Source organism: Dolomitihabitans soli (genome assembly GCF_022213955.1).
Taxonomy (GTDB): domain Bacteria; phylum Actinomycetota; class Actinomycetes; order Streptosporangiales; family Streptosporangiaceae; genus Streptosporangium_A; species Streptosporangium_A soli.
The window spans coordinates 258,207-284,373 of record NZ_JAKNTW010000001.1; the positions used below are offsets into that span (position 1 = coordinate 258,207).

Genomic DNA, 26,167 nt, shown 5'->3' on the forward strand with positions numbered 1-26,167 from the left:
GCCGTGCCCGGCCGTCAGATCCCGCCGACGAATCGTCCGGGACACATCCGGCGGTCCGGGTCGAACCTCTCCTTCACGCTTCGCATCAGGACGATCGCCCCGGTCTCCCCCCACGGATCGGCCACCGGCTCCCCGGCCGCCGACAACACCACCAGCCGACCGTCGAGCCCCTGCCGTACGGCGGGCACGAACGCGTCCAGCCTCGTCCGCGACGAGATCCCGAACACCCCGGACCCCAGCGCCCCCCGCACCGCCACCCCGCCATCCCCCGCCGCCTCCCGTACGGCGAGCAGCGACCGGCCGGCAGCCGCGGGCGGCACCCGCAACTCCAGCAGGACCTCCTCCCCGACCGGCCGCCCCCACCACCCGGGAGCCTCGCCGGAGACCGCGCAGTCCCGCCCGATCAGCTCTTGTACGGCGGCGGCCCGGTCGGCGCACGCCGTGCCCTCGACCAGCGCCGAGACGGTCAGCGGACCCTGGACGTCCGGCCAGTCGAGCTCGATGGCGCTCGGCTCGGACTGGGCGGCGGCGAGCGCGCCGGCCAGCGTCTGGAGGTCGCGGAGGCCGGCCGGGGACCCGGGCAGGGAGAAGGTGACCCAGCGCCGGTTCGCGGCCAGGGGGTGCAGCCGGAAGGTCGCCTCGGTGATCACGCCGAGCGTGCCGTACGAGCCGGTGAAGAGCTTGCCGAGGTCGTAGCCCGCGACGTTCTTGACCACCTTGCCGCCGGACCTGGCGATCGTGCCGTCGGCCAGCACCACGGTGATGCCGATCAGCAGGTCGCGGGCCGTGCCGTACCTCAGCCTGCGGGGGCCGGCGGTCGCGGTGGCGAGCGTGCCGCCCACGGTGGCGCCGTCGAAGGGCACGTCGAGTGCCAGCTCCTGCCCCTTCGCGGCCAGCATCCGTGCCAGGGCCTCCATCGTCACCCCGGCCTGCACCCGCACCACCAGGTCACCGGCGGCGTGCTCGACGACCTCGCTCAGGCAACACGTGTCGATCAGCAGGTCGCAGCGTTCCGGCGGGCGGCCCCAGTGCAGTTTGGTGCCCCCGCCGACCGGCACGACGGCCAGATCGTGCTCCGCCGAGACCCGCATCAACGCCGCGACCTCGCCGGTCGACTCGGGCAGCGCCACCCGGCCCGGCCTGATCCCGGCCGCGTCGTCGTCGGGCCCCGCTTCGCGGATCGTCACGCCGGTCCGCTCCAGCGCGTCGAGCGCCGTGTCGTCCATCAGAAGTGCTCCGCCTCTCCGGCCGCGACGAGCGGGTGGACACCCTTGCGCACGCCGGGGACCTCACCGCACAGCCGCGGCGTCGGGAAGATCTTGCCCGGGTTGGACAGTCCGCGCGGGTCGAAGGCGCACCGGACCAGTTGCATGGTGTCGAGGTCGTCGTCGGAGAACATCCTCGTCATGTAGCGGGACTTGTCCACGCCGACGCCGTGCTCGCCCGTGATCGAACCGCCGTGCTCGATGCACAGGTCGAGGATGTGCCCCGACACCAGCTCGGCCCGCTCGCCCGCGCCCGGCTCGGCGTCGTCGAACAGCACCAGCGGGTGCAGGTTGCCGTCGCCCGCGTGGAACACGTTCGCCACCCGGATGCCGTGTTCGCGGGACAGCCGGTCGATGCCGGCCAGCACCTGGGGGAGCGCGGTGCGCGGCACCACGCCGTCCTGCACGATGTAGGCGGGACTGATCCGGCCCACCGCCGCGAACGCCGACTTACGGCCCCGCCAGATCGCCGCCCGCTCGGCCGGGTCGTCGGCCGTGCGCAGCTCGAACGCTCCGCTCTGCTCGCAGATCCGGGTGACCTCGGTGAACTGGTGGCGCACCTCGGCGACCGGCCCGTCGAGCTCCACGATCAGCACGGCCGCGGCGCCCTCGGGATAGCCGCAGCCCACGGCGGCCTCCGCGGCCTCGATCGCCAGCGCGTCCATCATCTCGATCGCGGCCGGCAGGATTCCCGCCCCGATGATCTCCGAGACGGCCACGCCGCCCGCCTCGATGCCGTGGAAGGCGGCCAGCAGCGTCGTCACGGTCTCCGGGGCCCGCGTCAGCCGTACGGTGATCTTCGTGGTGACGCCGAGCGTGCCCTCCGAGCCGACGAACGCGCCGAGCAGGTCGTACCCCGGATCCCGCGCATCGAGCGTGACGATGTCGCCGCCGGGCGTGACGATCTCCAGGGCCTCGACGTGGTTGACCGTGAAGCCGTACTTCAGGCAGTGGGCGCCGCCGGAGTTCTCCGCCACGTTGCCGCCGATCGAGCAGACCTGCTGGCTGGAGGGGTCGGGCGCGTAGTAGTAGCCCTGGTCGCGGACGGCCTCGGTGATCGCCAGGTTGGTCACCCCGGGCTCGACGACCGCCCGCCGGTTGGGCAGGTCGACCTCCAGGATCCGCCGCATCCGCGAGGTCACGATCAGCACCCCGTCGGTACGCGGCAGCGCGCCCCCGGACAGGCCCGTGCCGGCCCCCCTGGCCACGAACGGCACGCCGTACTCGGCGCAGGCCCGCACGACCGCCGCGACCTGCTCGGCCGTCTCGGGCAGCACCACGACGCCGGGCGTCGCCCGGTGATAGGTCAGGCCGTCGCACTCGTAGGTGCGCAACCGCACCGGATCAGTGATCACCGCGGCCGTGCCGATCTCCCGGCGCAGCCGGTCCGCCAGTTCCTGGAGCGTTGTCACAGTGGCTCTACCTCCTCAAACCCATCCTGCTCCAGTGTCGAGGCCGGCGCACGCGCGAGCCCGGCCCGCCGATCCGGCGTCTCAGGGCATGCGGTCGTACGCGGGGAGGGTGAGGAACTCGGCGAAGTCGTCGTCGAGGGCGACCTCCTTGAACAGGGCGGCGGCCTGCGCGTAGCGAGCCTCGTCGTACCCCGGCTCGGCCTTGATGGCGGTCAGCTCCTCGCCGATGATCCGCTCGACGAGGTCGCGGGTCACCACCTTGCCGGTGTCGGCCAGCTCGATGTCGTTGTGGATCCACTGCCAGATCTGCGAGCGGGAGATCTCGGCGGTCGCCGCGTCCTCCATCAGGTTGTGGATGCCGACCGCGCCGCTGCCGCCCATCCAGGCGGCCAGGTAGCGCAGCGCGACGTCCACGTTGTTGCGCAGCCCGGCCTCGGTGATCTCGCCGGGCGTCTCCGAGACCGCGAGCAGGTCGGCCGCCGAGACCTGGACGTCCGCACGGAGGCGGTCGCGCTGGTCGGGCCGGTCGCCGAGCACGGAGTCGAACACCTCGCGGCAGATCGGGACCAGGTCGGGGTGGGCCACCCAGGAACCGTCGAAACCGTCGCCGGACTCCCGGGTCTTGTCGGCCCGGACCTTCTCCAGCGCGGTGGTGTTCACGGACGGGTCGCGGCGCGAGGGGATGAAGGCCGCCATGCCGCCGATCGCGTGCGCGCCGCGCTTGTGGCAGGACCGGACGAGCAGCTCGGTGTAGGCGCGCATGAAGGGGGCGGTCATCGTCACCGCGTTCCGCTCGGGCAGCAGGAACTCCCGCCCCCGGGTACGGAACTTCTTGATGACGCTGAACAGGTAGTCCCACCGGCCCGCGTTGAGCCCGGCGCAGTGGTCGCGCAGCTCGTAGAGGATCTCCTCCATCTCGAACGCCGCCGGATAGGTCTCGATGAGCACGGTCGCCCTGATGGTCCCGTAGGGGATGCCGAGCAGCTCCTGCGCGCGGGTGAAGACGTCGTTCCACAGCCGCGCCTCAAGGTACGACTCGATCTTGGGCAGATAGAAGTACGGCCCGCGGCCCGCATCGAGCTGGCGCTGCGCGCAGTGGAAGAAGTAGAGGGCGAAGTCGAACAGCGACGCCGAGACCGGGGCTCCGTCGACCAGGAGGTGCTTCTCGTCCAGGTGCCAGCCGCGGGGCCGGACGACGACCGTGGCGAGCTCCGCGGCCGGGCGCAGCGCGTAGGTCTTCTCGCCGGCGGAGAAGTCGATCGTGCGGTCGAGGGCGTCGCGCAGGTTGAGGTGGCCGCTGACGCAGTTCTCCCACAGGGGCGAGTTGGCGTCCTCGAAGTCGGCCAGCCAGACCTTCGCGCCGGAGTTGAGGGCGTTGATGGTCATCTTCTTGTCGACCGGTCCGGTGATCTCCACCCGGCGGTCCTCCAGGCCGGGCGCCGGGTCGGCGACCCGCCAGGTGTCGTCCTCGCGGATCGGCCTGGTCTCCGCCGGGAAGCCGAGGGTGCCCCCCGCGGAGAGCTCCGCCTGGCGGGTGGCGCGCGCGTCCAGCAGCGCCAGACGCCGCGCGCCCAGCTCGCGCTGGAGGGTGGCCACGAAGGCCAGCGCCTCGGGCGTGAGGATTTCCTCGAACCGGTCCAGCACGGGGCCGGTGATCTCAATGCCGTCCATCGAGGTCCCTTTCCATGATGTGGAAAAATACTTCTGAATTATGGAAGTGACGCTACTTCATGCCTCATGGGGGGTCAAAGCCCGGGGGGACCTCAGGGTGTACCCCGGGGCTATCCGGGGGCGTCCCGGATGGGCGCGAGACGCAGCCTCGGCCAAGCTTTTAGACGTGGGCAGGAGCGACCCTCCCTCTTCCAGGGGAGGGTCACAACGGGCCGTCATCGGGAAGTGCCAAGACCGGAAGGCATGAAAAATGAAGAAGATCGTGATCGTTGGGGCGTTGCTCGGCTCCGGGCTCCTGCTCACCGGCTGTGGCCTGGAGAACATCGCCGCGGCCGACAGCGAGGAGGTCGTCGACTACGAGATCACGGAGAAGGTCGCCGAGCTGAGGGTCCGCAGCGGCTCCGGCGAGATCGTGGTGAGCGAGACCGACCGCAGCGGCATCCGGGTCACCGAGACCATGCACTGGCGGGGCGACGACAAGCCCAAGACGAAGCACCCGGTCGTCGCGGAGACGGTGACCCTGAGCTATGACTGCCCCACCAGGGTCGGGTGGAACTCCTGCTCGGTCGACTACAAGGTCGAGGTCCCCAAGACCATGAAGGTGGACGTCGAGACGGGCTCGGGCACGATCACTCTGCGCGCGCTGACCGGCCAGCTCACCGCCAACACCGGTTCCGGCGACATCGAGGCCGGCAGCCTCGGCAGCAAGAAGGCCTTCGCCGAGACGGGATCCGGCAACGTGACGCTGAAGTTCACCACCGCCCCCGAGGACGTCGAGCTGGAGACGGGCTCCGGCGACGCGGCGGTCACCGTTCCTGACGGGTCCTACGCCGTTTCCACCGAGACCGGGTCGGGCGAGGAGAGGGTCGAGGTCACCAATGAGAAGTCGGCTCCGAACAAGCTGGTTCTCACCACCGGTTCCGGCGACGCCTCGGTGCTCAAGTCGTGACGATCGGAGATGCAGTGTGCGGACCCCTGGCTTCAGCCGTGGAGGTAAGCCGTTCTGTCGCATCTTTGAGCGGTAGATAGATCAACGCCGTATGTTGATCTGTGTGGTGGATCGAAAGTCCCGCGAGAGCCAAGCGGTCTTCCGGTGCACCTCGTGCGGCCACACCGAACACGCCGACGTGAACATCCTCCCCGCCGGGAGGGCGGAGCACGCACAACCCCGACCGGGTGGGCGGGCTGGGGCGCGCAAACCACGCGACCACGTGGGCCGGAAGGCGAACCGCCAAGCGACAGCAACCCAGGCCACCGCGCAGACGGAGCCCGAGCCGGCTGGAATCCCCCGACTTCTTTAGTCGTGGGGAGCGCTTCAAAACCAGATGAACCGTCGCCGAGTGACGTGCGACGATCGGGGAAGACACCTGGGTGTTCAGACGTTGACCTCACAGAGATGACTTATATGCATAACGATTCCCGTACTCGATACACACGTGACGAGACCCGGCAGTGGGAGGACCTGGAGCTCCTGGCCCCCGACACCGGCGAGCTGGACCTTGAAGACCGCCAGGCGCTCCGCCGCGTCGCAGGCCTGTCGACGGAGCTCCAGGACATCACCGAGGTCGAGTACCGCCAGCTGCGACTCGAAAGGGTCGTCCTGGTGGGCGTCTGGACCTCTGGGAGCGCGACCGACGCGGAGAACTCCCTGCTGGAGCTCAAGCTCCTGGCCGAGACCGCCGGGTCCGAGGTGCTCGAGGCGCTCATCCAGCGCCGGCAGAAGCCCGACCCGGCGACCTACATCGGCTCCGGCAAGGCCGCCGAGCTGCGCGACATCGTGGAGGCGACCGAGGCCGACACGGTGATCTGCGACGGCGAGCTGGCTCCCGGTCAGCTCCGCCAGCTGGAGGAGACCGTCAAGGTCAAGGTCATCGACCGGACCGCGTTGATCCTGGACATCTTCGCCCAGCACGCCAAGAGCCGCGAGGGCAAGGCCCAGGTCGAGCTCGCCCAGCTGCAGTACCTCATGCCGCGCCTGCGCGGCTGGGGCGGCAACCTGTCCCGGCAGGTCGGTGGCCGCGCTGCGGGCGGTGTGGGCATCGGCGGCCGCGGGCCCGGTGAGACCAAGATCGAACTGGACCGGCGGCGGATCCGCGAGCGGATGGCCAAGCTCCGCCGTCAGATCGGCGAGATGTCCACCGCGCGCGTGACCAAGCGCTATCGCCGCCGCGAACGCGAGGTGCCGGCGGTCGCCATCGCCGGCTACACCAACGCGGGCAAATCCTCCCTGCTCAACCGGCTCACCGGGGCCGGGGTGCTGGTGGAGGACTCGCTGTTCGCCACGCTGGACCCGACCGTCCGCAAGGCCCGCACGTCGGAGGGCCGGCTGTTCACGCTGGCCGACACCGTGGGCTTCGTCAGGCACCTGCCGCACCAGCTCATCGAGGCGTTCCGCTCCACGCTGGAGGAGGTCGGCGACGCCGACCTGATCCTGCACGTGGTCGACGGCGCGCACCCCGATCCCGAGTCACAGCTCGCGGCCGTCAGAGAGGTGCTCGCCGACGTGGACGCCGGCGACATCCCGGAGGTCGTCGTGATCAACAAGGCCGACGCGGCCGACCCCGAGGTGCTGGCCAGGCTCACCGCGAAGGAACGGCACAGCGTCATCGTCTCGGCCCGCACCGGGGCTGGCATCGACGAGCTGAGGTCGCTGATCGAGCGGGAGCTGCCCAGACTCGACCACGAGGTCCGGGTGCTGGTTCCCTACGATCGGGGCGACCTGATCTCACGTGCGCACAAGGAGGGGGAGGTGTTGTCGGTGGAGCACACCGGAGACGGCACCATCCTGCACGCCCGGGTCCTGCCGAGCCTCTCCGACGACCTCGACCGCATCGTCAAGCCGGTCGAAACGGTCTGAACGACCTCCCCGTGCCCGCGGTCCGGGTTGTTGTGCCGCGGCCGCTGTGCCTGCGGGTCGGGTCGTCGTGCCGCGGCCGCTGTGCCGGGGTGCGGTCGCCGTGCCGCAGTCCGGGTTGCCGTGCTGCTTCGGTTGCCGTGCCGGGTGCTTGGATCGCTGTGCTGCTTCGGGTTGCCGTTTCACGGCTCCGGAACCAGTACACGGTCTGCGCGCCGGGTTCCGCGCCACTCGGGCCACCCGCGTCACCACGCGAGCGGTTCGGTGGCGCTCGCAGCGCTCGCGGGCGTGAACCCGCGCTGAGGGCCGCAGGCGACGTGGACCGGGCCGGTGAGCGGCGCGGTCCACGCCGGCCCGGTTCGAGCCGGGCCCGACGGGGGCATGGGCGGGCGATCCACGGTCGAGCGGTCGAGGGCCGAGCCGGCGCCCTCGTACGCAGGCCCGAGATCCGGATCGGCCTCTCCGAAGGCGCCCGCCGCGGCGCGGCCTGCTCGGAGAAGCGACAACTTCCAGAACCATGGCCGTCGCCCTGGATCTCTGCTAGAACTTGTTCCAATAGCTCGCCGGAGCGACTGAACCGCGCATCTTGGTGCAAACGGGACGGTGGTCCGGTAGGACTTGGATTGCTACTATTAGCCAAGCCAAACGACACAATCCTGTCACGGGTTTCTCGTGTTGGCTGATGTGAAACTTGATACAGTTCGAGCAAAATGCGGTCTGAGGTGCGGGAACATCTTCGAAGGTCAGGCGGGAAGATCATCAGCCGGATCATGAGAGGGTGGCGTTCTTCTCGAATCGCCCTGTACGGCAAGCCGACCTGTGAAATAACGTAACTGAACCGAAATCGCCGGTCCAAGATCCCGGCGGTACGGTCACCGCACAACCCGACGCGGATGAGAGCAGGAGACCCCCCAATGTCGTCCGGACTGCGAGCGGACCCCATGGGCGTGGCGCCCGACGATGCTGGGGCCTGCTCTCCATGGGAGCGGTGATGCGATGACCGTTCGCCTGCTGACCAACATCGGTCGGCTATGGACCGGCAACGACGTGTGCAGCAACGCCGCGATCCTGGTGCACAACGACCGGATCGCCTGGGTTGGCCGCGCCGCCGACCTGCCGCAGAGCGTCCCCGGAGTCGTCGACGACATCGTCGACGTCGACCATGTCGAGAACCTGGGCGGCGCCCTCGTCACGCCCGGTCTGATCGACGCTCACACGCACCCCGTCTACGCGGGCAACCGTTACGCCGAGATGGCCATGCGCTCGGGCGGCTCCACATCCAGCGCGATCACCGCGGCCGGCGGCGGCATCGGCTCCACCGTGACGGTCACGCGTGGCACCGATCCCTGGACCCTGTGCAACGGCGTACGTGAGCGTCTGCGTGACTGGCTGCTCAGCGGCACCACCGTCGAGGCCAAGACCGGCTACCACCTCACCCGCGACGGCGAGTTGGCCGACGTCCGCCTGCTCCGCGAGCTCGAGAAAGAGCCGATGATGCCGCGGATCCACGTGACGTTCATGGCCGCCCACGTCGTGCCGCCCGAATACTTCGGCCGCCAGCGCGACTACGTCGAAGCCGTGGGCGCCTGGTGTGCGGACGCCGCCGCGGCCGGTGCCGACAGCGTCGACGTCTACTGCGACGACGGTCACTTCACCACCGAGGAAGCACGCTGGGTGCTCGCCTCCGGGCGCAACGTCGGCCTGATGCCCCGCATCCACGCCGGCGCCTACAGCCGCCGCGGTGCCGTCCAGCTCGCCGCCGAACTCGGCTGCGCCTCCGCCGACCTGCTCCACCACACCTCCGACGAGGACATCGCGGTGCTCGCCCGCTACGGCATCCCCGCCGTCGTCTGCCCCGGCACCGCCATGCAGGGAGGCAGCCTCCCGCCGGTCCGCCGCATGATCGCGCAGGGCGTGCCCATCGCCCTCGGCAGCGACCACAACCCCGGCCACTGCGGCATCACCTCGATGTCACTGGTCATCAGCCTCGCCGTCGCCGCCTTCGGGATGAGCGTCGGCGACGCCCTCCGTGCGGCCACTCTCGGCGGTGCCAACGTGCTCGGCGCTCCCGACCGAGGCGTGCTGGCGCCCGGCCGCCTCGCCGACATCGTCCAGTGGGACGCCGACCACGAGGGCGCCTTCGCCTGGTCCTTCGGCCTCAAGCCGCGCCGGGTCTGGAGCGGCGGCACCCCGGTCCAGTAGCACTCGTCCCTTCCGCTGGTTCCGCCGCCGCACAAGCCGCTGAATGTGGCTGATTTGGCTGCTGGTACGTGATCTATTGATGAGTAATGTCTGGGTATGCCGCCACCAGTCGCCGTTGTCACTGATTCCACCTCTTATCTCCCTCAAGAGGAGGCCGTTCGGCTGGGCATCACGGTGGTGCCGCTTCAGGTGGTCATCGGCGGCAGGCCGTACGAGGACGTGGCCGAGACCGACACCGGGAGCGTGACGGCCGAGCTCGGCGACCGGCCGCCGATCACCACCTCCAGACCGTCACCCCGGCGTTTCCATGACGTCTACGAGGCCGCTGCGGCGGCCGGGTGCGGCGGGGTGGTGTCCATCCACCTGTCGGGTGAGATGTCCGGCACGGTCGAGGCGGCGCGGCTGGCCGCCCGGGACGCGTCCCTTCCCGTTGAGGTGATCGACAGCCGGTCCATCGCGATGGGGCTCGGATTCGCCGTACTGGCCGCCGCCGGCAGCGCCTCGCGCGGCGGCACCCTGGCCGAGGTGACCGCCGCCGCCCACCGGCAGATCGACGCGACCCGAAGCTTCTTCTACGTGGACACTCTCGACCACCTCCGCCGTGGCGGCCGGATCGGCGCCGCCGCGACCCTGGTGGGCTCCGCCCTGATGATCAAGCCGTTGTTGCACATCGAAGGCGGCGCGATCGTTCCGCTGGAGAAGGTGCGCACGGCGGCCAAGGCCGTGGCCCGCCTCGAAGACCTCGCCGTTCAGGCCGCGTCCACCGAGTTGGTGGCCGTCGCCGTCCAGCATCTGTCCGCCCGCGCCAAGGCGGACGCCCTGGCCGAGCGGCTCGCGCGCCGCCTTCCCCAGCTCCAGCGTCTGGAGGTGGTCGAAGTCGGCGCCGTGATAGGCGTACATGTCGGGCCCGGCATGCTGGGTGTGACCGTCACCCCTTCCTTGCCCAGCTCCGGCACCTGACCACGCCCACAGGCGCCACACGCGCACTCCTCGCCGAGCCTGCTCGCCGAGCCGTTTGCGCCGGGGAGGAGGACGACACCGCACCGCCCTCCGCACCGCTCTCCGCACCGCGCTCTCCGTGCTGCGCTCTCCGCACCGCGCTCTCCGCACCGCGCTCTCCGTGCTGCCCTCCGTGCTGCGCTCTCCGCACCGCGCTCTCCGCACCGCGCTCTCCGTGCTGCCCTCCGTGCTGCGCTCTCCGTGCTGCGCTCTCCGTGCTGCGCTCTCCGTGCTGCGCTCTCCGTGCTGCGCTCTCCGTGCTGCGCTCTCCGTGCTGCCCTCCGTGCTGCGCTCTCCGTGCTGCGCTCTCCGTGCCGCGCTCTCCGTGCCGAGCCGCCGGTGCTTGTCCCCAGGCAAGTCGGCGCGGCGCAGGTTTTCCCCAGAGCGTCATTCGGCGGGGAAACGCCTTCGCCGAGGGCCCTAACGTGCGGCTGGTGGGAAGCAAAGAGCAGGCCGCAGCCGAGAGTGTCATAGCCGAGGCAAGGCTGCGTGCACTCCTTCCGGGTCCCGCGCGGGTCCCGCTCGCCGGCGTGGCCGGCGCGGCCGGTTCCGGAGAGGGCGAGGCGCCCCTCCGTTCCGTACCGGGTTCGCCTTCCGTCGTGCATCCGCGATCACACGACGAGCCGGTGTGGCCGCCCGGCCCCGGCGCGGCGTGCCACCCCGGCGACATTCCCGTGCCTTCCGTCGACGAGTGCACGGATGACGTGCCGCACCGGAAGGTCTTCGGGTCCGGAGCGGATGTCGGTGATGGTGCTGGTTCGAATGCGGATCAGGTGGAACGGCCGCCGAGTGACCGCATCGTGCCCTTCCTCGATTTCGGTGAGCGGCGACGCGGTGCTCCTGCGGCGCCCAGACTCCGCACGGGTGTGGAGCGATGGCGAACCGATCCGGAAGGGGATCCGAGTGATCGCGGTGACCGTCGGCCGTCAGTCGATTCTCCCGCCCCTCCAGCGTCGGGAGCCGAGCCCATCCCATCCCGTGACCATGTTCCTGGCGTCCCTGGCGTTCCCGGCCGCTTCTCTTCGGCACTGCGTACGGCTCTCGCCGCACACGGCCCCGCCTTCGACATCGGGCGTCCGGGGTTGCGGGTGCTGCTGTTGATCGGTGTGCTGGCGGCACTCGTCGGCGGCGTCTACGCGTGGCGGAGCCAACCGGTGGCCGAGCCCTTGCCGCCGAGCACCAGGGCGTCCGCTCCGCAGCCCGGCGAGTCGCCCCAGCCGGGGCCGTCCCCGGCAGCGGGGGTGACCGTGCATGTCACGGGAAAGGTCCGGCGGCCGGGTGTGGTCACGCTGCCCGATGGTTCCCGGGTCACCGACGCTGTGGAGGCCGCCGGTGGAGCGACGAGGGCCGCGGCGACACGCTCGCTCAATCTGGCGCGCCGGCTGATCGATGGAGAGCAGGTCATCGTGGGTGCTTCGACGGTTCCCGGCGCTCTGCCCCTGCCCGGCACCGTGCCGGGTGGTGCGATCGGCCCTGGAGCCTTGGTCGACCTCAATTCCGCCACCGCTGAGCAACTGGACGTGTTACCAGGTGTCGGCGAGGTGCTCGCCCGTCGCATCGTCGAGTACCGCGACGGCCACGGTGGCTTTCGCAGCGTGGAGCAACTTCAGGACGTCTCCGGCATCGGGAACAGCAAGTACGCCGACATCAAGGACAAGGTTCGCATATGAGCTTCGCCGTGATCTCACGCCACGGCGCGTCCCCGGCTGCCGGGCCACCACACGAGGATGACCGGCGCGCCGACTCCCTGCGTCTGGTGTTACCGGCGATGACGGCATGGGGCACTGCCCTGATCTTGCTGGGCTGCCCGGTGCGAGCAGGTGTCATCACGGCGGGTGCGGCCGGTCTGGGCGCGGTCATGGTGACCGCCGCCGCCTGGTGGCGAGCCCGTGGCGCGGAGCACTCGGCATGGCTGGGGACGTGGGCGAGGTCGGCTGTGGCGGTGCTGGGATGTGTGGCCGCCGCCGCGGTGGCTGTGGCCTTCAGGGTGGAGTCGATCACGACGGGGCCGATCGCGGAGGGCGCACGGGCGGGAGCGTCGGTTACGGCGCAGATCGTGATCACGGACGATCCCCGGGTGCTGCCCGCCCATGGAGCGGCATTCGGCGGAGAACGCGTGGTGACGCGTGCCACGGTCGAGGTGATCGAGACCGCGGCGGGCAGGATGGCGGTCGACTCGCCCGTCGTGGTGTTCGGCTCCGGGGCGCGGTGGAAAGAGCTGCTGCCCAGCCAGCGGCTGTCGGTGCACGGCAGGCTGGCCCCCGCCGATCAGGCAGAGCTGACAGCGGCGATACTGCTGGTCCGCGGTCCGCCGAAGGCGCTCTCGCCGCCCTCCGGCGTGCAGCGGGTGGCGGGCACGTTGCGCGCAGGGCTTCGCACTGCGGCCGAGCCGCTGCCACCGGACCAGCGGGGCCTGTTGCCCGGCCTCGTGGTGGGCGACGTGTCGCGAATGGACGAACAGGTGAAGGCCGACTTCGCCGCCGCCGGCCTCAGCCATCTCACGGCGGTCAGCGGCGCCAATCTCGCCATCGTGGCAGGGGCGGCCATCGCGTTGGGCAGGGCCGGAGGCATGCCGCTGGCGGTGCGGGCTGCGCTGGCCGTGGCCTCGATGCTGGCGTTCACGGTGGTGGCCAGACCTTCCGAGAGCGTCCTGCGGGCGCTGCTCATGGGCATGGTGGCCGCGATCGCACTCGGGACCGGTCGATCCCGGGATGGCGTGGCGGCCCTTTCCGGTACCGTCCTGCTCCTGATCCTCTTCGATCCCTCACTGGCCCGCTCCTACGGCTTCGCGCTGTCGGTCTGGGCCACCGCGGGCATCCTGTTCCTGGCTCCCCGATGGCGTGACCGCATGGCCGGACGGCTGCCGATCTGGCTCAGCGAGGCGATCGCCATCCCCGCCGCGGCACAGGCCGCCGTGACACCCGTTCTGGTGTTGATGTCCGGTCAGATCACGCTCTCCGCGATACCGGCCAACCTGCTCGCGGGGCCGGCCGTCGCACCGGCGACGCTGCTCGGATTCGCCGCCGCGTTGATCGCGCCGTTGCACATGGAGGTGGCCAGGTTGATCGTCTGGCCCGCGGGGCTGGTCACCGGCTGGATCATCGGGGTGGCCGGGCACGCGGCGGCGCTGCCGCTCGGCGTCGTGCCGTGGCCGGGCGGACTTGCCGGTCTCGCCCTGCTCGCCGTGGCGGCCATCGCCATCCTGGTGCTCCTGCGACATCCGCTCGGCCGCCGGGCAGGTCTGGCGTTGGCCGGCGGTGCCCTCGCCGCGATCCTGGTCATCGGGCCGGCGGTGTCGTCGTGGCCGCCCGGCCGCTGGCTGCTGGTGGCGTGCGACGTGGGTCAGGGCGACGCACTGGTGATCGCAGCGGGAACCGGCAGGGGAGTGGTGGTGGACACCGGCTCCGACCCCCGCCTCGTGGACAGGTGCCTGCGCGACCTCGGAGTCCGCGAGGTGCCGCTGCTCATCCTCACGCACCCGCACTTCGACCACACGGGCGGGATGGCGGGGGTCTTCAGGGGACGCCGAGTGGCCGGGGTCGTGGTCGGCTCGGAAGGGGATGCGTCCCCGGCGGTCAGGCGAATCTCCGGCGACATCGCGAGACACGGCGCGACCGAACGCCTGGCGGTCCCGGGGACGCGGTGGCGGTTCGGGCCTTCTGAAGTGACCGTGCTCGCGCCGTACGGCGACGCCGTCCCCGCGGGGCCGGGGGAGGGGTCGGTCGTGAACAACGCCAGCGTCGTGCTGCACGTGCGTTGGGCGGCAGGCTCCGCGTTGCTGAGCGGAGACATGGAGACCGAGGCCCAGGCGGACCTGCTCCGGCGCGGGTTTCCCCGCGTGGAGATCCTCAAGATCCCGCATCACGGTTCCGCCAGACAGGATCCGGCCTTTGTAGCGGCGACCGGCGCACGGGCCGGGCTGATCAGCGTGGGTTCCGGCAACGACTACGGCCATCCCGCCCCGGCCACGCTCAGCCTGTTGGCATGGCACGGCATACGGATCTACCGGACGGACCGATCCGGCGACCTGGCGGTGATCGACGATCAGGGCCGCCTGGCCATCCTGTCCCGAGGGCAGAACGACGACTGATTCTCCCTGACCGGCATCGTCGATCCACCGGCGCCAGAGGCTGCCGAATCGGGAGCGTCCCCTGATGGCGTCTCCGCGATCCGCGATCCGCGATCCGCGATCCGCGATCCGCGATCCGCGTGGTGCGGACCTAATCGCCCTGCCAGGTGGGCTTCTCCTTGTCCAGGAAGGCGGCGACGCCACGGTGGAAGTCGTTGCTGCCGAAGACGGTGGCGACCAGGTCGTCGCCGTCGGGCAGCGCCGCCGTGCGCAGGCGTCGTACTGCTTCCTTGGCTGCCCACATCGACAGCGGGGCATGGCCGAGCAGCCGATCGATGACCCCGGTGGCGACCGCGTCGAGTTCCTCGGCCGGGCACACCTCGGCGACGAAGCCCGCGGCGTGAGCGTCGTCTCCGGAGAGCATGCGGGCACGCAGCAACAGATCCAGCGTGCGCGCGGGGCCGAGGTGGTGGACGAGCAGTGAGTAGGTGTTCATCGACAGGCAGTTGCCGAGGGTACGGGCGATCGGCACGCCGAAGCGGGAGCCAGGGGTGGCGATCCGCAGGTCGCACACCGAGGCCAAAGCCAGGCCGCCGCCCACGCAGTAGCCGTTGATGATCGCGACCGTGGGGACCCGGACGCGTTCAAGGCGGTCCACGATTCGACCGATCTTGGCTTCGTAGGCGATGCCGTCCTCACCTGAGGAGAAGGTGGCGAACTGCCCGATGTCGGTGCCCGCGACGAACGCGGAATTTCCGGCCCCGCGCAGCGTCATCACCTTGATCTCGTCGGATGAGTCGGCCAGCGCGCAGGCCTCGTAGAGCCCGTCGTACATCGCCCAGGTCAGCGCGTTGTGCTGGTCGGGCCGGTTGAAGACGACCCGGAGGACGGGCCCGTCCTGATCAATGAGCAACTCGTTCAAGCTGCTTCCTCCTTCTACGCAAGAGAGCCGGTACGGCGATCAGCGCCGCCGCGATCGCGAGGATGACCAGCGCCAGCGGGCGCTGGAAGATGAAGGTCAGATCGCCGTCACCCTGTGCCGACGTCTGTACCAACGCTTTCTCGAACAGCGGCCCGATGACCAGCCCCAGCACCAGCGGTGCCATCGGCAGGTCCAGCCGCTTCAGCAGGTAGCCGACGACGCCGAAGACGAACACCAGCCACACGCTGAACATGTTGTTGTCGATCGAGTAGGCCCCGACGAAGCTGGTCAGCAGGATCAGCGGATACATGTAGCCGTAGGGGATCCGCAGCAACTGCGCGAACAGCGGCGCCAGCGGCAGGTTCAGCACCAGCAGCAGCACGTTGCCGATGAAGAACGAGGCGAGCAGGCCCCACACCAGGTCGGGCTGCTCCTTGAACAGCAGCGGCCCCGGCTGGATGCCGTAGACGGTGAACGCCCCGAGTAGCACGGCCGTTGTGCCGCCGCCGGGGATGCCGAGCGCGAGCGTGGGCACGAAGTTGGCGTTGGCGGCCGCGTTGTTGGCGCTCTCAGGTGAGGCGACGCCCTCGATCGCGCCTTTGCCGAACTCGTCGGAATGCTTCGACACCCGCTTCTCGATGCCATAGGCCATGAACGAGGCCAGCGTCGAACCGGCTCCGGGGAGGCAGCCGAGCACGAACCCGATCACGCTGCCGCGCGCGATGGCGCCACGAGAGCGGGCCAGCTCAGCGCGCGTGATCATCAGGTCCCGGAAGCGCGCGCGGAGCGGAGCGACCGCGCCCTGCTTGATCTGGTACAGCACCTCACCGACGGCGAACAGCCCGATCATCACCTGCACGAACGGGATGCCGCCCAGCAGGTCCACCTGGCCGAAGGTGTAACGGGCCACCCCGGAGGCGGCGTCGGAGCCCACGCAGGCCAGCAGGATCCCCGCCGTCGCCATCGACAGCCCTTTGAGCTTGGACTCGCCGGAGAAGCTGACGATGGTGGCAAGCCCGAGGATCATCACCGCGAGGTTCTCCGGCGGGCCGAAGTTGATGGCGAACTGGGCGAACGGCGGCGCGAGCACGACGAGCAGCAGCAATGAGAAGATCGCGGCGACGAACGACCCGATGGCGGCGATCGACAGTGCGGCTCCGGCCCGGCCGTTCCGAGCCATCTGGTAGCCGTCGAACGTGGTCACCACGCTGGCCGCCTCGCCGGGCGTGGAGATCAGCACAGACGTGATCGTGCCGCCGTACTGCGAGCCGTAGTAGATGCCCGCCAGCATGATCAGGGCGGTGACCGGCTCGAAGGTCAGCGTGAGCGGCAGCAGCACCGCCACTCCGGTCGTCGAGCCCAGCCCGGGCAGCAGTCCGATGATCGTGCCGAGCAGCACGCCGACGAAGCACCAGAGCAGGTTCGTCGGCGTGAGCGCGGTCTGGAAGCCGAGGACCAGGTTGTCGATCATGTCGGCAGCGGAATCTCGAGGAACACGACGAAGACCAGGTAGATCGCGGCCACCGAACCCCCGGTGACCGCCAGCGCGGGCACGATCGGTCGCCGCTCGACGAGGGTGGAGATCACCAGGACCAGCAGGCCCAGCGAGAGCAGGAAACCGGCGAGCGGCACCAGCAGCAGTGCGCCGAGCGTCAGCGCATAGACCACCCACAGCATGCGCGTGCGCTGCTTCCCGGTGCGGCCGAAGATGTCGGCCGCGTCGTCTTCGGTGTCGGCTGTGCGGTGCCGTACCTCGTGAAAGAGGAGGACCACGTTGAGCACGGCGAGCAGCCCGCCGGCGACCATCGGCAGAAACCCCGGCCCGACCTGGCCGTGGTCCTGTACGACGCGGTAGCCGAAGGAGGTGGCGAACACCGCTACGCCGAGGCAGGCCAGCACCGCGTACGCGATGGCCTTCATCACTTCACCGACGTGATCTGCTGGTTCAGCTGCTCGAGGGTGGTGGTGAACTGGTCGCCCTCGGCCTGCACGGGCTGCAGGTAGTTGTCCTTGACGTACTTGTCGTATTCGGGGCTCTTGAGCAGGTTTTGCGCCGCCTTGATCCAGTAGGCCTTGGCCTCCGCCGGGATGCCGCCGGGGGCGAGGATGCCGCGGAAGTTGGCGTAGGAGACGTCGATGCCCTGCTCCTTGGCCGTGGCGATGTCCTTGAGCTCGGGGTACTCATAGCGCTTGTCGGTGGTCGCGCACAGCGCCCGCAGGTCGCCCGACCTGAGCTGACCGACGACCTCGCCCGGGTTGAGCAGCGCAGCCTGGATCTGGTTGCCGAGCAGGGCGGTGGTGAGTTCGCCGCCCGACTCGGTCGGCACCCGCTGGAACTCCACCCCCTCGGACTTCTCGATCATCTTGAAGGTGAAGTTGTCGATCCCGAAGGCCGCCGCCACCCCGACGGGTACCCGGGCCTTCTTCGCGGCGTCCACCAGCTCCGCGCAGGTCTTGTACGGCGAAGCCTTCGGCACGACCATGAGCGAGCCGTCCTCGGCGATCTTCATGATCGGGGTGAAGTCCTTGTACGTGAACGTGACGTTCCCGGCCGCGGGCAGGGTGAGCAGCGCGCTCTCGGTGGCGAGCAGTCTGTTGCCATCGCCCTTCTTGGACAGCAGGAAGGAGTATCCGACAGCGCCCGAGCCGCCCTCCCGGTTCTCCACGCTGATGTTGACCTTGGGCGTGGTGGACTTCTCGATCGCGCCGGCCATGGCGCGTCCGGCGATGTCACTTCCGCCACCCGCGCCGAACGGTACGATCATGGTGACGTTGCCGCGCGGCTTCCACCCGGCGCCGCCCGCGTCCGCGGTGTCCGCGGTGTTCGCGCCGCAGCCGGCGAGGGCCAGGGCGAGCAGGCCGATGGCGATCTTGTTGTTCTTCATCAGGAGGCCCCCTTGCTGTTCAGCCGGGCGTCGAACTTGGCGAGATCGATGACGAACCGCTCGTGCGTGCCTTCGCCGATCGTTTCGATGTCGTCCTCGACGACGACGGTGAAGGACACGCGGCGCCGGTCCACCTCCGCGACGGTGGCGGTGGCACGTACCTTCTGTCCCTTCAGCGTGGGCGCGGTGTGCGTGACGTGGACCTTGCTGCCGACGCTGCCCTGCCCTTCGTCCAGGAAGGGGGCGAGCGCCTCGATGGCCGCGTCCTCCAGCAGGTGCACCAGGTTCGGGGTGGAGAAGATGTCGTGCTCGCCGCGGTGCGTGCAGTGCTGCTCCTGCACGGTCCACTCGACGGTGGCGGTCACTCCGGGGGTCACGTTCACAGGTACTCCTCCGTGTCTGCGCCGAGCACCGGTCCTGCGGTGTCGCGCCTGGTGGGGGTGGCGGAGAATCTCATCGGGGAGCCGAGCTGGCGCACCGGGCCGACCACGGGGTGCTCGGCGTCCCAGAAGAAGTCACGCTGGGTCAGGTGCTCGTCGGTGAACACCTGGGCGTAGTCGGCGATCGGCGCGCACGGCACGCCGGCCGCGTCCAGTTTCGCCGTGACCTGGGCGGTGGGCAGGGTGGCGGTGACGGCCTCGATGGCCGGGATGAGCTCGTGGCGCAGGCCGTGCCGCTCGTGCGCGTCATCGTAACGCGGGTCCTGCAGCAGTTCGTCCAGGCCGAGGGCCTGGCAGAAGCCGGTCCAGGTCTTGGGCGAGATCGCGCCGACCGTGCACCATCCGTCGGAGGTGCGGATCGCCTGGTAGGGCGCGGTGCTCTGGTGGGCGGACCCGAGTGGCCTGCCCACCTCGCCGGTGGCGAAGTATCGACCGGCCTCCCAGATCGCGAACGAGACGCCCGCCTCGTAGAGCGAGACGTCGATCTGCTGGCCCTCGCCGGTGCGCTCGCGTGCCTGCAGGGCCGACAGCGAGGAGAGCGCGGCGTAGAGCCCGCAGACCAGGTCGCAGATGGGGACGCCGATCTTGACGGGGGCGCCGTCCTCGGTGCCGGTGATGCTCATCAACCCGCCTCTGGCCTGCGCCATGATGTCCAGCCCCGGCAGGCCGGCCAGCGGCCCGTCCTGCCCCCAGCCGGAGATCGAGACGTACACCAGTCGCGGGTTGATCTCCCGCATGTCCTCGTAGCCGAGTCCGAGCTTGCGCAGCGCGCCGGGTCGCAGGTTCTCGATGAGCACGTCGGCGTCCGCGATGATGCGGCGGAGCGCCTGCTTGCCCGGCTCGGACTTGAGGTCGAGGGCGATGGACTTCTTGTTGCGGTTGAGGCGGAGGAAGGGGGAGCTCTCTCCGTCGACGAAGGGCCCGGTGGAGCGGACGGGATCGCCGCCTTCCGGATTTTCGATCTTCAGGACTTCGGCGCCCAGGTCGGCGAGCTGCATGGCGGCAAACGGTGCCGCCATGTATGCACCGATTTCTACGACGGTGATGCCGGAGAGGGGTGGCATCGTGCAACCTCATGTTTCGATAGCGTTAAACGAGCTGGGGTCTTGTCTACAGAAGACAAAAGCTTGTAGACAAGACCCCGCAGCCTAAAACTTCTCGAGGAGCCATGTCCCAACGCATCGAGCAGCCACCCAGCTTGGTCCAACTCGCCGTCAACGTGCTGCTGCGGATGATGAGCCTCGGCGAGCTCAAGCCGGGCGACCGGGTGATCGAGAACCGGCTCACCCAGGAACTCGGCATCAGCAGGCCGCCGCTGCGTGAGGCGCTGCGCGTGCTCGAACAGCAGGGCATGATCACACAGATCCCGCGCAAGGGCGCGATCGTCACGAACCTGACGCTGCACGATGTCTACGAGATCTACACGCTTCGCCGCGAAGTTGAACGCATCGCCGTCGACCTCGGCGTGCCGGTGAGCGATCCGGTACGGCTGGAGCGGGTCCGCGCGGCTCTCCTCCGGCTGGAGGAGGCGGCGCAGGCGGGTGATCACGTCGGGGTCATCGAGGGTGGATACGAGTACCACGCCGCGGTGATCGGGCTGTCGGGACACCGGCGACTGGAGGACGCCTACCGCTCGTTGCACCTGCAGCTGGTGCTGTGCATGGCGATGAACCGGCGGGTCCGCGAACCCAAGGAGGACTTACTAGGCGATGCGGCGCGGCACCGCCGGCTGCTGGAGGTCATCGAGACCGGTGACCGGAAGGCGGTGCATGAAGCGATCATCACGCACGGAGATCGCGCATTCCTGATCAACATCGAGAACGAGATCGGCGGCCACACCCCGGAATCACTCGAGTGGCTGCGGCTTATCCGTGAAGAGGAGGGCCTCGGGCTGTGACCATCGACAAGCTCCGCGCCGCCGTCGGGTGGACCTATCGGGAACGGGAGGACGTGGTGGAGCGGCGCCATCTGCGCGCCTTCCGCCACGCGATCGGGGAGGATCCCGACGACGAGACCGTGCCGCCGACGTTCACGGCCTGCTTCCTGGACGAGCCGCCCCCCATGCCCGAGGCCGAGGCTTACGGCCTGGGCTGGCTGAACGGCGGTGACCGGTTCGAGTACCACGCGCCGCTGCGGCTGGGCGACGTGATCCGCTCCCGGCTGCGGTTCCAAGATGTCATAGAAAAAGACGGTAAATCCGGAAAAATGGCGATCCTGACCTTCGTGACCGAGTTCCGCCGCCCCGACGGCGAGCTGGTGGTCAGGCATGTCGGAACGAGGATCAGACGGTGAAGCTCGAGGTAACCCCAGATTTGCGGCAGCTCGTGGAGTATGCCGGTGCGTCGGGCGACTTTTACGACATGCATTACGACCTGGACTTCGCCCGCACCCTCGGCCACCCGGACCTGGCCGTCCACGGCCTGCTCAAGGCCGCCTTCCTGGGACGGCTGGTGACCGACTGGCTGGGAGACCGGGGACAGCTGGTCTGGTTCGAGGTCAGCTATCGCGGGATGGACTTCCGCGACCAGCCCTTCACCTGCCACCTGGAGGCCGACGGCACCGCGGTGGAGCTGTACGGCGAGAGCGCCGACGGCAGGCGCACCACGCTCGGCCGCGCCGAAGTCGCCTTTCACACGGGAGTAGACACGTGACCCTCAACGATCTCCGCACTCGCGGGCCGCGCTCGGCCCAGGCCTCCCCCGAGGGACCCACCGCTCGCGAACGGGTACGGCGGGCGGCGCCGGCCGTACCGCTCAGGTCTGAACTCGACCCCGGGCCGGCCCAGTGAACTACCAGCTGCTCTTCGACGGTCTGGGAGATCGGCGGATCAGGATCGCGGTGACGGGTGCCGCCGGGGGTTACGCGCGCTCCCTCCTCGCGCAGTGCCGGATGCTGGCGAACCTGGAGGTCGCCGCGCTCGTCGACCTCGCCCCGGCCGCCGTCATCGAAGCACTGGCCGAGCTCGGCTACGACCCTTCGGCCGTACGGCTCGGCCGTACCGGTGACGAAGCGGACGCGGGCGACATCGTCGTCACCGACGACTACACGGTCCTCGACGACATGGCGCTCGACTTCGTCGTCGAGGCGACCGGTGTGCCCGAGGTGAGCCTGGACATCGCGACCAGGGCGCTGCGCCGCGGCGTCGGCGTGGCGATGGTCTCCAAGGAGACCGACGCCGTCGCCGGACCCTGGCTGGCGCGGCTCGCCGCCGAGCACGACGCGGTCTACACCGTGGCCGACGGCGATCAGCCGGGCAACCTCATCGGCCTGTACACCTGGGCGCGCCTGCTCGGCCTTGAGGTGGTCGCGGCGGGCAAGGCCAGCGAGTACGACATCGTGGTCGACGACCTCACCCAGCGGGACGATCACGGTCCGTGGAGTGCCGCCCCCGACTGTTGCGAGATGAACGTGGTCGCCAACGCGACCGGCCTGCTCCCCGGTGCGGACGGCCTGCTGCATCCGGTGTGCCGGGTGACGGAGCTGGCCGACGTCTTCAACCCGGACAGCGGGATCCTGGGCGGTGCGGGCGAGCTGGCCGTGTTCCGCTCCCTGCGCAGGCCCGACGAGGCGAGCGTCGCCGGCGGCGTGTTCGTGGTCGTCAGGTGCACCAGCCGAGACGTCTGGCAGACGCTCAAGGAGAAGGGGCACGTGGTGAGCAGGTCAGGTGACTATGCGGCCATCTACCTGCCCTATCACCTCATGGGGATCGAAACCCCGCTCAGCCTGTTCTCCGCCGTGCTGTACGGCAGCCCGCCCGCGCCGTCCCGGCAGGCCTTCATGATCGCCCGGACCACCCGGGACTTCCGGGCCGGAGAGCTGCTGGCCATGGGCGGGCACCATCACGAGATCGACGGGATCTCCACCCAGCTCCTGCCCTTCACCTCGGGGCCGGCGCCGTTCTACCTCGCCGCGAACAAGCGTCTCCAGACCGATGTCCCGGCCGGGACGATCATCACGCTGGACATGCTCGACCTGGCCGACTCCGCCCTGGCTGCCGCCTGGCGGGAGACGTGAGCCCGCTGCTCGGGTGCATCGCCGACGACTTCACCGGCGCCACCGACCTGGCAGCCATGCTCGCCGGTGAGGGCATGCGGGTGGTGCAGCACATCGGCCCGGCCTTCGCCGATACCCCGGGCGCGGACGCGCTGGTGGTCGCGCTCAAGTCCCGCACCGCTCCGGTGGAGGCGGCCGTCGCCGAGAGCGTGGCGGCGCTGGACCGGTTGCGGGAGGCGGGCTGCCGGCAGTTCTACTTCAAGTACTGCTCGACCTTCGACAGCACACCCGAAGGCAACATCGGCCCGGTGGCGGACGCGCTGCTCGACCGGCTCGGCGGTGGCCAGGCGGTCGTGTGCCCGGCCGCCCCGGTGAACGGCCGTACCGTCTACCAGGGCCACCTGTTCGTCGGCGACCGGCTGCTGAGCGAGAGCGGCATGCGCGACCACCCGCTCACCCCGATGCGCGACCCTGACCTGGTGCGGGTCCTGTCCGCGCAGACGAGCGGGCGCGTGGGCCTGGTGCCTTTCGAGGCGGTACGGCAGGGCGCCCAGGGCGTCTCGGCGGCGCTGAACGACCTGACGGCACGTTTCGCCGTCGTGGACGCTCTCACCGACGACGACCTGCGCGCGATCGGCACGGCGGTGGCCGACCACCCGCTCGTCACCGGAGCCGCCGGGCTCGCCATGGGCCTGCCGGACAACTTTCGCCGAGCCGGACTGCTGTCCACTCATGATGCGGACATTCCGCCGGCAGCCGCAGGGCGCACCGTGATCCTGGCCGGGTCCTGCTCGCCGGCCACGCTGGCGCAACTCGACGTGCTCCGCGGCCACATCCCGGTCTTCGACCTGGACCTGGAGAACGGCGTGGACGCCGATCACGCGCTGGCGTGGACGCGTGCCCAGCAGGAAGGCGCCCCCCTGGCCATCGCCGCCTCGGCGCCCCCCGAGAAGGTGCGGCGACTCCAGGAACGGTGGGGACGGGCGGCCGCCGGAACCCTGGTCGAGGACACCCTGGCCACGCTCGCCGAGGAACTCGTCGGATCCGGCGTGCGCCGCCTGGTCGTGGCGGGCGGTGAGACCTCCGGCGCGGTGGTGACCCGCCTCGGCGTCAGTTCCCTGCGGATCGGCCCGGAGATCGATCCGGGCGTCCCGTGGACCTGGTCGGAACGCGACGGCGAGCCCTTGCTGCTCGCCCTGAAGTCCGGCAACTTCGGCGCCCCCGACTTCTTCGTCAAGGCGCTCGTGCCCCCGGGAAGGGGATAGATGCGACAACAGATCGTGGAGCTGGGCGCCAGCCTGTTCGCCCGAGGCTACTCCGTGGGCAATGCGGGCAATATCAGCGTCCGCCTCCCGGACGGCTACCTGATGACACCGACGAACTCCTGCCTCGGCCGCCTGGACCCCGCCCGGCTCTCCCGGCTGGATCTCGACTTCCGGCACCTCGACGGCGATCCCCCCTCCAAGGAGATCTACGTCCACCGCGCCTACTACCAGGCACGGAGCGAGGCCGCCGCGGTCGTGCACCTGCACTCCACCTACGCGACCGCGATCAGCTGCCTGCCGGACCCCACGATCCCGCCGCTGACCCCCTATTTCGTCATGCGGCTCGGCCCGCAGGTGCCGGTCGTCCCCTACCGCCGCCCCGGCGACCCCGCGCTGGAGCCGGACGTGGCGAAGGCGGCGGCCACGGCACGCGGGGTGCTCCTCGCCAACCACGGCACCGTCGTCTCCGGTCATTCGCTCGCCGACGCGGTGGCCTCCGCCGAGGAGGTGGAAGAGGCCGCCAAGCTGGCGCTGACCCTGCGTCATCTGGACCCTCGTCCGCTGTCTCCGGACCAGCTTCGCGAGCTCGTCTGACCTTGGTGTTCCTGTCAGGGAGAGGCCGGGGAGCGGCGGACGCGGTTCACGCTATGTCGGTGGGTCGTGGCATGCTCTCCGCATGGCCGTGACTGCTCCAGCGCCCGTGATCCTGGTGACCGGTGATGAGGAACTGCTCGCCGACCGGGCGGTGAGTGCGGTGGTGGCGGCGGCCAGGGCCGTCGATCCGGCCACGGAGACGCAGGATCTGGTCGGCGGCAAGGTGGAGCCGGGGGAGATCACCAAGCTGGCGTCGCCCTCGCTGTTCGGCGACCGGCTGGTGATCGTCATCCGGTCCGCGCAGGATCTGGTCAAGGATGTGGTCGCCGAGGCCCTCGCCTACGCGGCGCGGCCCGCGGAGGACATCGTGCTGGTGTTCGTGCACCCCGGCGGTGTCAAGGGCAAGGCGTTGGTGGAGGGGGTCAAGAAGGCGGGCGCGCAGGTGGTCACGGTGACCAAGCTGACGAAGCCCGGCGAGCGGCTCGACTTCATCAAGTCCGAGGTGAAGCGGGCCGGCCGGACGATCGCGCCCGACGCCGCTCAGGCGCTGCTGGATGCCGTCGGCAGCGACCTCCGCGAGCTGGCGGCGGCGTGCAGCCAGCTCGTCTTCGACACGCCCACGGACAAGAAGGGCATCGATGTGACCGCCGTCGCCCGCTACCATCGCGGGCGGGCCGAGGTCAGCGGGTTCACCGTGGCCGACGCGGCGGTGGAGGGCCGTCTCGCCGTCGCGCTGGAGCAGTTGCGATGGGCGATGAGCACCGGTGTGGCGCCCGTGCTGCTCGTGAGCGCGCTCGCCGGTGGGCTGCGGTCGCTCGCGAAGGTCGGCGGCGCGCCTCGTAACCTGCGCGGCGGTCAGCTGGCCAGTCATCTCGGGATGCCCCCCTGGAAGATCGACCGGGTCAAGCGTCAGCTGAACGGATGGGGACCGGAAGGGCTCTCCCAGGCGCTCCAAGCCATTGCGACGGCTGACGAGCAGGTCAAGGGGGGCGGAGCCGATCCCGGCTACGCACTGGAGCACGCGGTCCAGGTCATCGTCGCCAGCCGTACGGGCCGCTGAGGCACTTCCGTCGTTTCCGGCCCGGTGGGAGCCGGCCTGCCCCTACAGGGTGGATTCGGTGTGGGCGAGCATCTGGTTGAGGAGGGCGGAGAGGGTGTCCTGGTCGGCGGGGGAGAGGGTGCCGACGATGGTCTTCTCGGCCACGGCGCGCAGGTGCATGGCGGAGGTCCAGGCGGCCAGGCCCTTGTCGGTGAGTTCGACGTCGACCCGGCGGCGGTCCTGGGTCCCGCGGATACGGCGGACGAGGTCGTTGCGTTCGAGGGTGTCGAGCCGGCCGGTCATGCCGGCCGGGGACACGACGAGTTCGGCGGCGAGTTCCGAGGGCGTGGCACGCCAGGGGTCACCCCGCGCGACCAGGTGATGCAGGGTCTCGAACTCGAAGTCGCGGATGCCCAACTCGGCGAGGGCGGTCTCCTTGGCCTGGGCGAAGCGCTTGACCAGGAACTGCATCCTGGTGACGATCGCCTCCACCCGCTCGTCGAAGGGCGCCTTGCCCCGCCAGCGCGCCAGGTGCCGGTCCACCGAGTCCTCCATTC

General features: G+C 70.0%; 24 protein-coding genes. 13 read left to right on the forward strand and 11 right to left on the reverse strand.

Annotated features, from left to right (window positions below):
* Window positions 1-14: 14 nt before the first annotated feature.
* The 3 genes from MBA17_RS49090 to aceB all read right to left on the reverse strand — a co-directional run bounded on the left by MBA17_RS49090 (window position 15) and on the right by aceB (window position 4,348).
* Entirely contained in the window at window positions 15-1,226 is a 1,212-nt protein-coding gene (locus tag MBA17_RS49090; RefSeq protein WP_274384765.1) for an FAD-binding oxidoreductase, read from the reverse strand.
* Window positions 1,226-2,677, reverse strand: coding sequence for an FAD-linked oxidase C-terminal domain-containing protein (locus MBA17_RS01150; RefSeq protein WP_238494307.1), 1,452 nt, complete (start codon window positions 2,675-2,677; stop codon window positions 1,226-1,228). The genes MBA17_RS49090 and MBA17_RS01150 overlap by 1 nt, the downstream gene beginning before the upstream one ends.
* An 81-nt stretch (window positions 2,678-2,758) precedes the next feature.
* Window positions 2,759-4,348 carry a malate synthase A gene (gene aceB, locus MBA17_RS01155; protein ID WP_238494308.1) on the reverse strand — a complete coding sequence of 530 codons (1,590 nt, stop codon included), beginning with the start codon at window positions 4,346-4,348 and terminating at the stop codon, window positions 2,759-2,761.
* A 250-nt stretch (window positions 4,349-4,598) separates the two neighbouring features.
* Here aceB and MBA17_RS01160 point away from each other — a divergent pair, with 250 nt between their 5' ends.
* From MBA17_RS01160 to MBA17_RS01175, 4 genes are all read left to right on the forward strand, one after another.
* The gene (locus MBA17_RS01160; RefSeq protein WP_238494309.1) at window positions 4,599-5,297 is read left to right on the forward strand and encodes a DUF4097 family beta strand repeat-containing protein; all 699 of its coding nucleotides are present in this window, start codon (window positions 4,599-4,601) and stop codon (window positions 5,295-5,297) included.
* A gap of 456 nt (window positions 5,298-5,753) precedes the next feature.
* Complete coding sequence (hflX, locus tag MBA17_RS01165) at window positions 5,754-7,205, forward strand: GTPase HflX (protein WP_238494310.1); 1,452 nt, start codon at window positions 5,754-5,756, stop codon at window positions 7,203-7,205.
* Between the two features lie 993 nt (window positions 7,206-8,198).
* Window positions 8,199-9,404, forward strand: a complete 1,206-nt coding sequence (hutI, locus tag MBA17_RS01170) for an imidazolonepropionase (protein WP_238494311.1) — start codon at window positions 8,199-8,201, stop codon at window positions 9,402-9,404.
* Between the two features lie 96 nt (window positions 9,405-9,500).
* A complete protein-coding gene (locus tag MBA17_RS01175) occupies window positions 9,501-10,364 on the forward strand; it encodes a DegV family protein (RefSeq protein WP_238494312.1) in 864 nt (287 codons plus the stop codon).
* Between the two features lie 1,171 nt (window positions 10,365-11,535).
* On the opposite strand, the gene MBA17_RS01180 is transcribed toward MBA17_RS01175, so the two are convergent.
* Window positions 11,536-11,691, reverse strand: a complete 156-nt coding sequence (locus MBA17_RS01180; RefSeq protein ID WP_238494313.1) for a hypothetical protein — start codon at window positions 11,689-11,691, stop codon at window positions 11,536-11,538.
* On the opposite strand from MBA17_RS01180, the gene MBA17_RS01185 reads away from it, so the two are divergent.
* Together MBA17_RS01185 and MBA17_RS01190 are read left to right on the forward strand one after the other, a co-directional pair.
* The gene (locus MBA17_RS01185) at window positions 11,684-12,073 is read left to right on the forward strand and encodes a ComEA family DNA-binding protein (protein WP_238494314.1); all 390 of its coding nucleotides are present in this window, start codon (window positions 11,684-11,686) and stop codon (window positions 12,071-12,073) included. The two genes, MBA17_RS01180 and MBA17_RS01185, sit on opposite strands and share 8 nt — an antisense overlap.
* Window positions 12,070-14,493 (forward strand): ComEC/Rec2 family competence protein, encoded by a 2,424-nt coding sequence (locus tag MBA17_RS01190; protein WP_238494315.1) that lies wholly within the window; start codon window positions 12,070-12,072, stop codon window positions 14,491-14,493. The genes MBA17_RS01185 and MBA17_RS01190 overlap by 4 nt, the downstream gene beginning before the upstream one ends.
* Before the next feature lie 130 nt (window positions 14,494-14,623).
* On the opposite strand, the gene MBA17_RS01195 is transcribed toward MBA17_RS01190, so the two are convergent.
* From MBA17_RS01195 to MBA17_RS01220, 6 genes are read right to left on the reverse strand one after another with little or no spacing between them, the layout of a single operon-like run.
* Window positions 14,624-15,394, reverse strand: a complete 771-nt coding sequence (locus MBA17_RS01195; RefSeq protein WP_238494316.1) for an enoyl-CoA hydratase/isomerase family protein — start codon at window positions 15,392-15,394, stop codon at window positions 14,624-14,626.
* The gene (locus MBA17_RS01200) at window positions 15,375-16,865 is read right to left on the reverse strand and encodes a tripartite tricarboxylate transporter permease (protein WP_238494317.1); all 1,491 of its coding nucleotides are present in this window, start codon (window positions 16,863-16,865) and stop codon (window positions 15,375-15,377) included. The genes MBA17_RS01195 and MBA17_RS01200 overlap by 20 nt, the downstream gene beginning before the upstream one ends.
* The gene (locus MBA17_RS01205) at window positions 16,862-17,314 is read right to left on the reverse strand and encodes a tripartite tricarboxylate transporter TctB family protein (RefSeq protein ID WP_238494318.1); all 453 of its coding nucleotides are present in this window, start codon (window positions 17,312-17,314) and stop codon (window positions 16,862-16,864) included. Before MBA17_RS01205 ends, MBA17_RS01200 begins: the two co-directional genes overlap by 4 nt.
* Window positions 17,314-18,279, reverse strand: a complete 966-nt coding sequence (locus tag MBA17_RS01210) for a tripartite tricarboxylate transporter substrate binding protein (RefSeq protein WP_238494319.1) — start codon at window positions 18,277-18,279, stop codon at window positions 17,314-17,316. Before MBA17_RS01210 ends, MBA17_RS01205 begins: the two co-directional genes overlap by 1 nt.
* Window positions 18,279-18,662 (reverse strand): thioesterase family protein, encoded by a 384-nt coding sequence (locus tag MBA17_RS01215; RefSeq protein ID WP_238494320.1) that lies wholly within the window; start codon window positions 18,660-18,662, stop codon window positions 18,279-18,281. The genes MBA17_RS01210 and MBA17_RS01215 overlap by 1 nt, the downstream gene beginning before the upstream one ends.
* Window positions 18,659-19,783, reverse strand: coding sequence for a CaiB/BaiF CoA transferase family protein (locus MBA17_RS01220; protein WP_274384766.1), 1,125 nt, complete (start codon window positions 19,781-19,783; stop codon window positions 18,659-18,661). Before MBA17_RS01220 ends, MBA17_RS01215 begins: the two co-directional genes overlap by 4 nt.
* A 104-nt stretch (window positions 19,784-19,887) precedes the next feature.
* Here MBA17_RS01220 and MBA17_RS01225 point away from each other — a divergent pair, with 104 nt between their 5' ends.
* From MBA17_RS01225 to holA, 7 genes are all read left to right on the forward strand, one after another.
* On the forward strand, window positions 19,888-20,616 hold the full coding sequence (locus tag MBA17_RS01225; protein ID WP_238494322.1) for a GntR family transcriptional regulator: 729 nt from the start codon (window positions 19,888-19,890) through the stop codon (window positions 20,614-20,616).
* Window positions 20,613-21,011 (forward strand): FAS1-like dehydratase domain-containing protein, encoded by a 399-nt coding sequence (locus MBA17_RS01230; protein ID WP_238494323.1) that lies wholly within the window; start codon window positions 20,613-20,615, stop codon window positions 21,009-21,011. The genes MBA17_RS01225 and MBA17_RS01230 overlap by 4 nt, the downstream gene beginning before the upstream one ends.
* The gene (locus tag MBA17_RS01235; protein ID WP_238494324.1) at window positions 21,008-21,370 is read left to right on the forward strand and encodes a MaoC/PaaZ C-terminal domain-containing protein; all 363 of its coding nucleotides are present in this window, start codon (window positions 21,008-21,010) and stop codon (window positions 21,368-21,370) included. Before MBA17_RS01230 ends, MBA17_RS01235 begins: the two co-directional genes overlap by 4 nt.
* 133 nt (window positions 21,371-21,503) lie before the next feature.
* The gene (locus tag MBA17_RS01240) at window positions 21,504-22,733 is read left to right on the forward strand and encodes a homoserine dehydrogenase (protein WP_238494325.1); all 1,230 of its coding nucleotides are present in this window, start codon (window positions 21,504-21,506) and stop codon (window positions 22,731-22,733) included.
* Complete coding sequence (otnK, locus tag MBA17_RS01245; protein WP_238494326.1) at window positions 22,730-23,977, forward strand: 3-oxo-tetronate kinase; 1,248 nt, start codon at window positions 22,730-22,732, stop codon at window positions 23,975-23,977. Before MBA17_RS01240 ends, otnK begins: the two co-directional genes overlap by 4 nt.
* Window positions 23,978-24,571 carry a 3-oxo-tetronate 4-phosphate decarboxylase gene (otnC, locus tag MBA17_RS01250; RefSeq protein ID WP_238494327.1) on the forward strand — a complete coding sequence of 198 codons (594 nt, stop codon included), beginning with the start codon at window positions 23,978-23,980 and terminating at the stop codon, window positions 24,569-24,571. It abuts the gene before it with no gap.
* An 82-nt stretch (window positions 24,572-24,653) separates the two neighbouring features.
* Window positions 24,654-25,631 carry a DNA polymerase III subunit delta gene (holA, locus tag MBA17_RS01255; protein ID WP_238494328.1) on the forward strand — a complete coding sequence of 326 codons (978 nt, stop codon included), beginning with the start codon at window positions 24,654-24,656 and terminating at the stop codon, window positions 25,629-25,631.
* A 42-nt stretch (window positions 25,632-25,673) separates the two neighbouring features.
* On the opposite strand, the gene MBA17_RS01260 is transcribed toward holA, so the two are convergent.
* Window positions 25,674-26,165 (reverse strand): MarR family winged helix-turn-helix transcriptional regulator, encoded by a 492-nt coding sequence (locus MBA17_RS01260; RefSeq protein ID WP_238494329.1) that lies wholly within the window; start codon window positions 26,163-26,165, stop codon window positions 25,674-25,676.
* Window positions 26,166-26,167 lie beyond the last annotated feature (2 nt).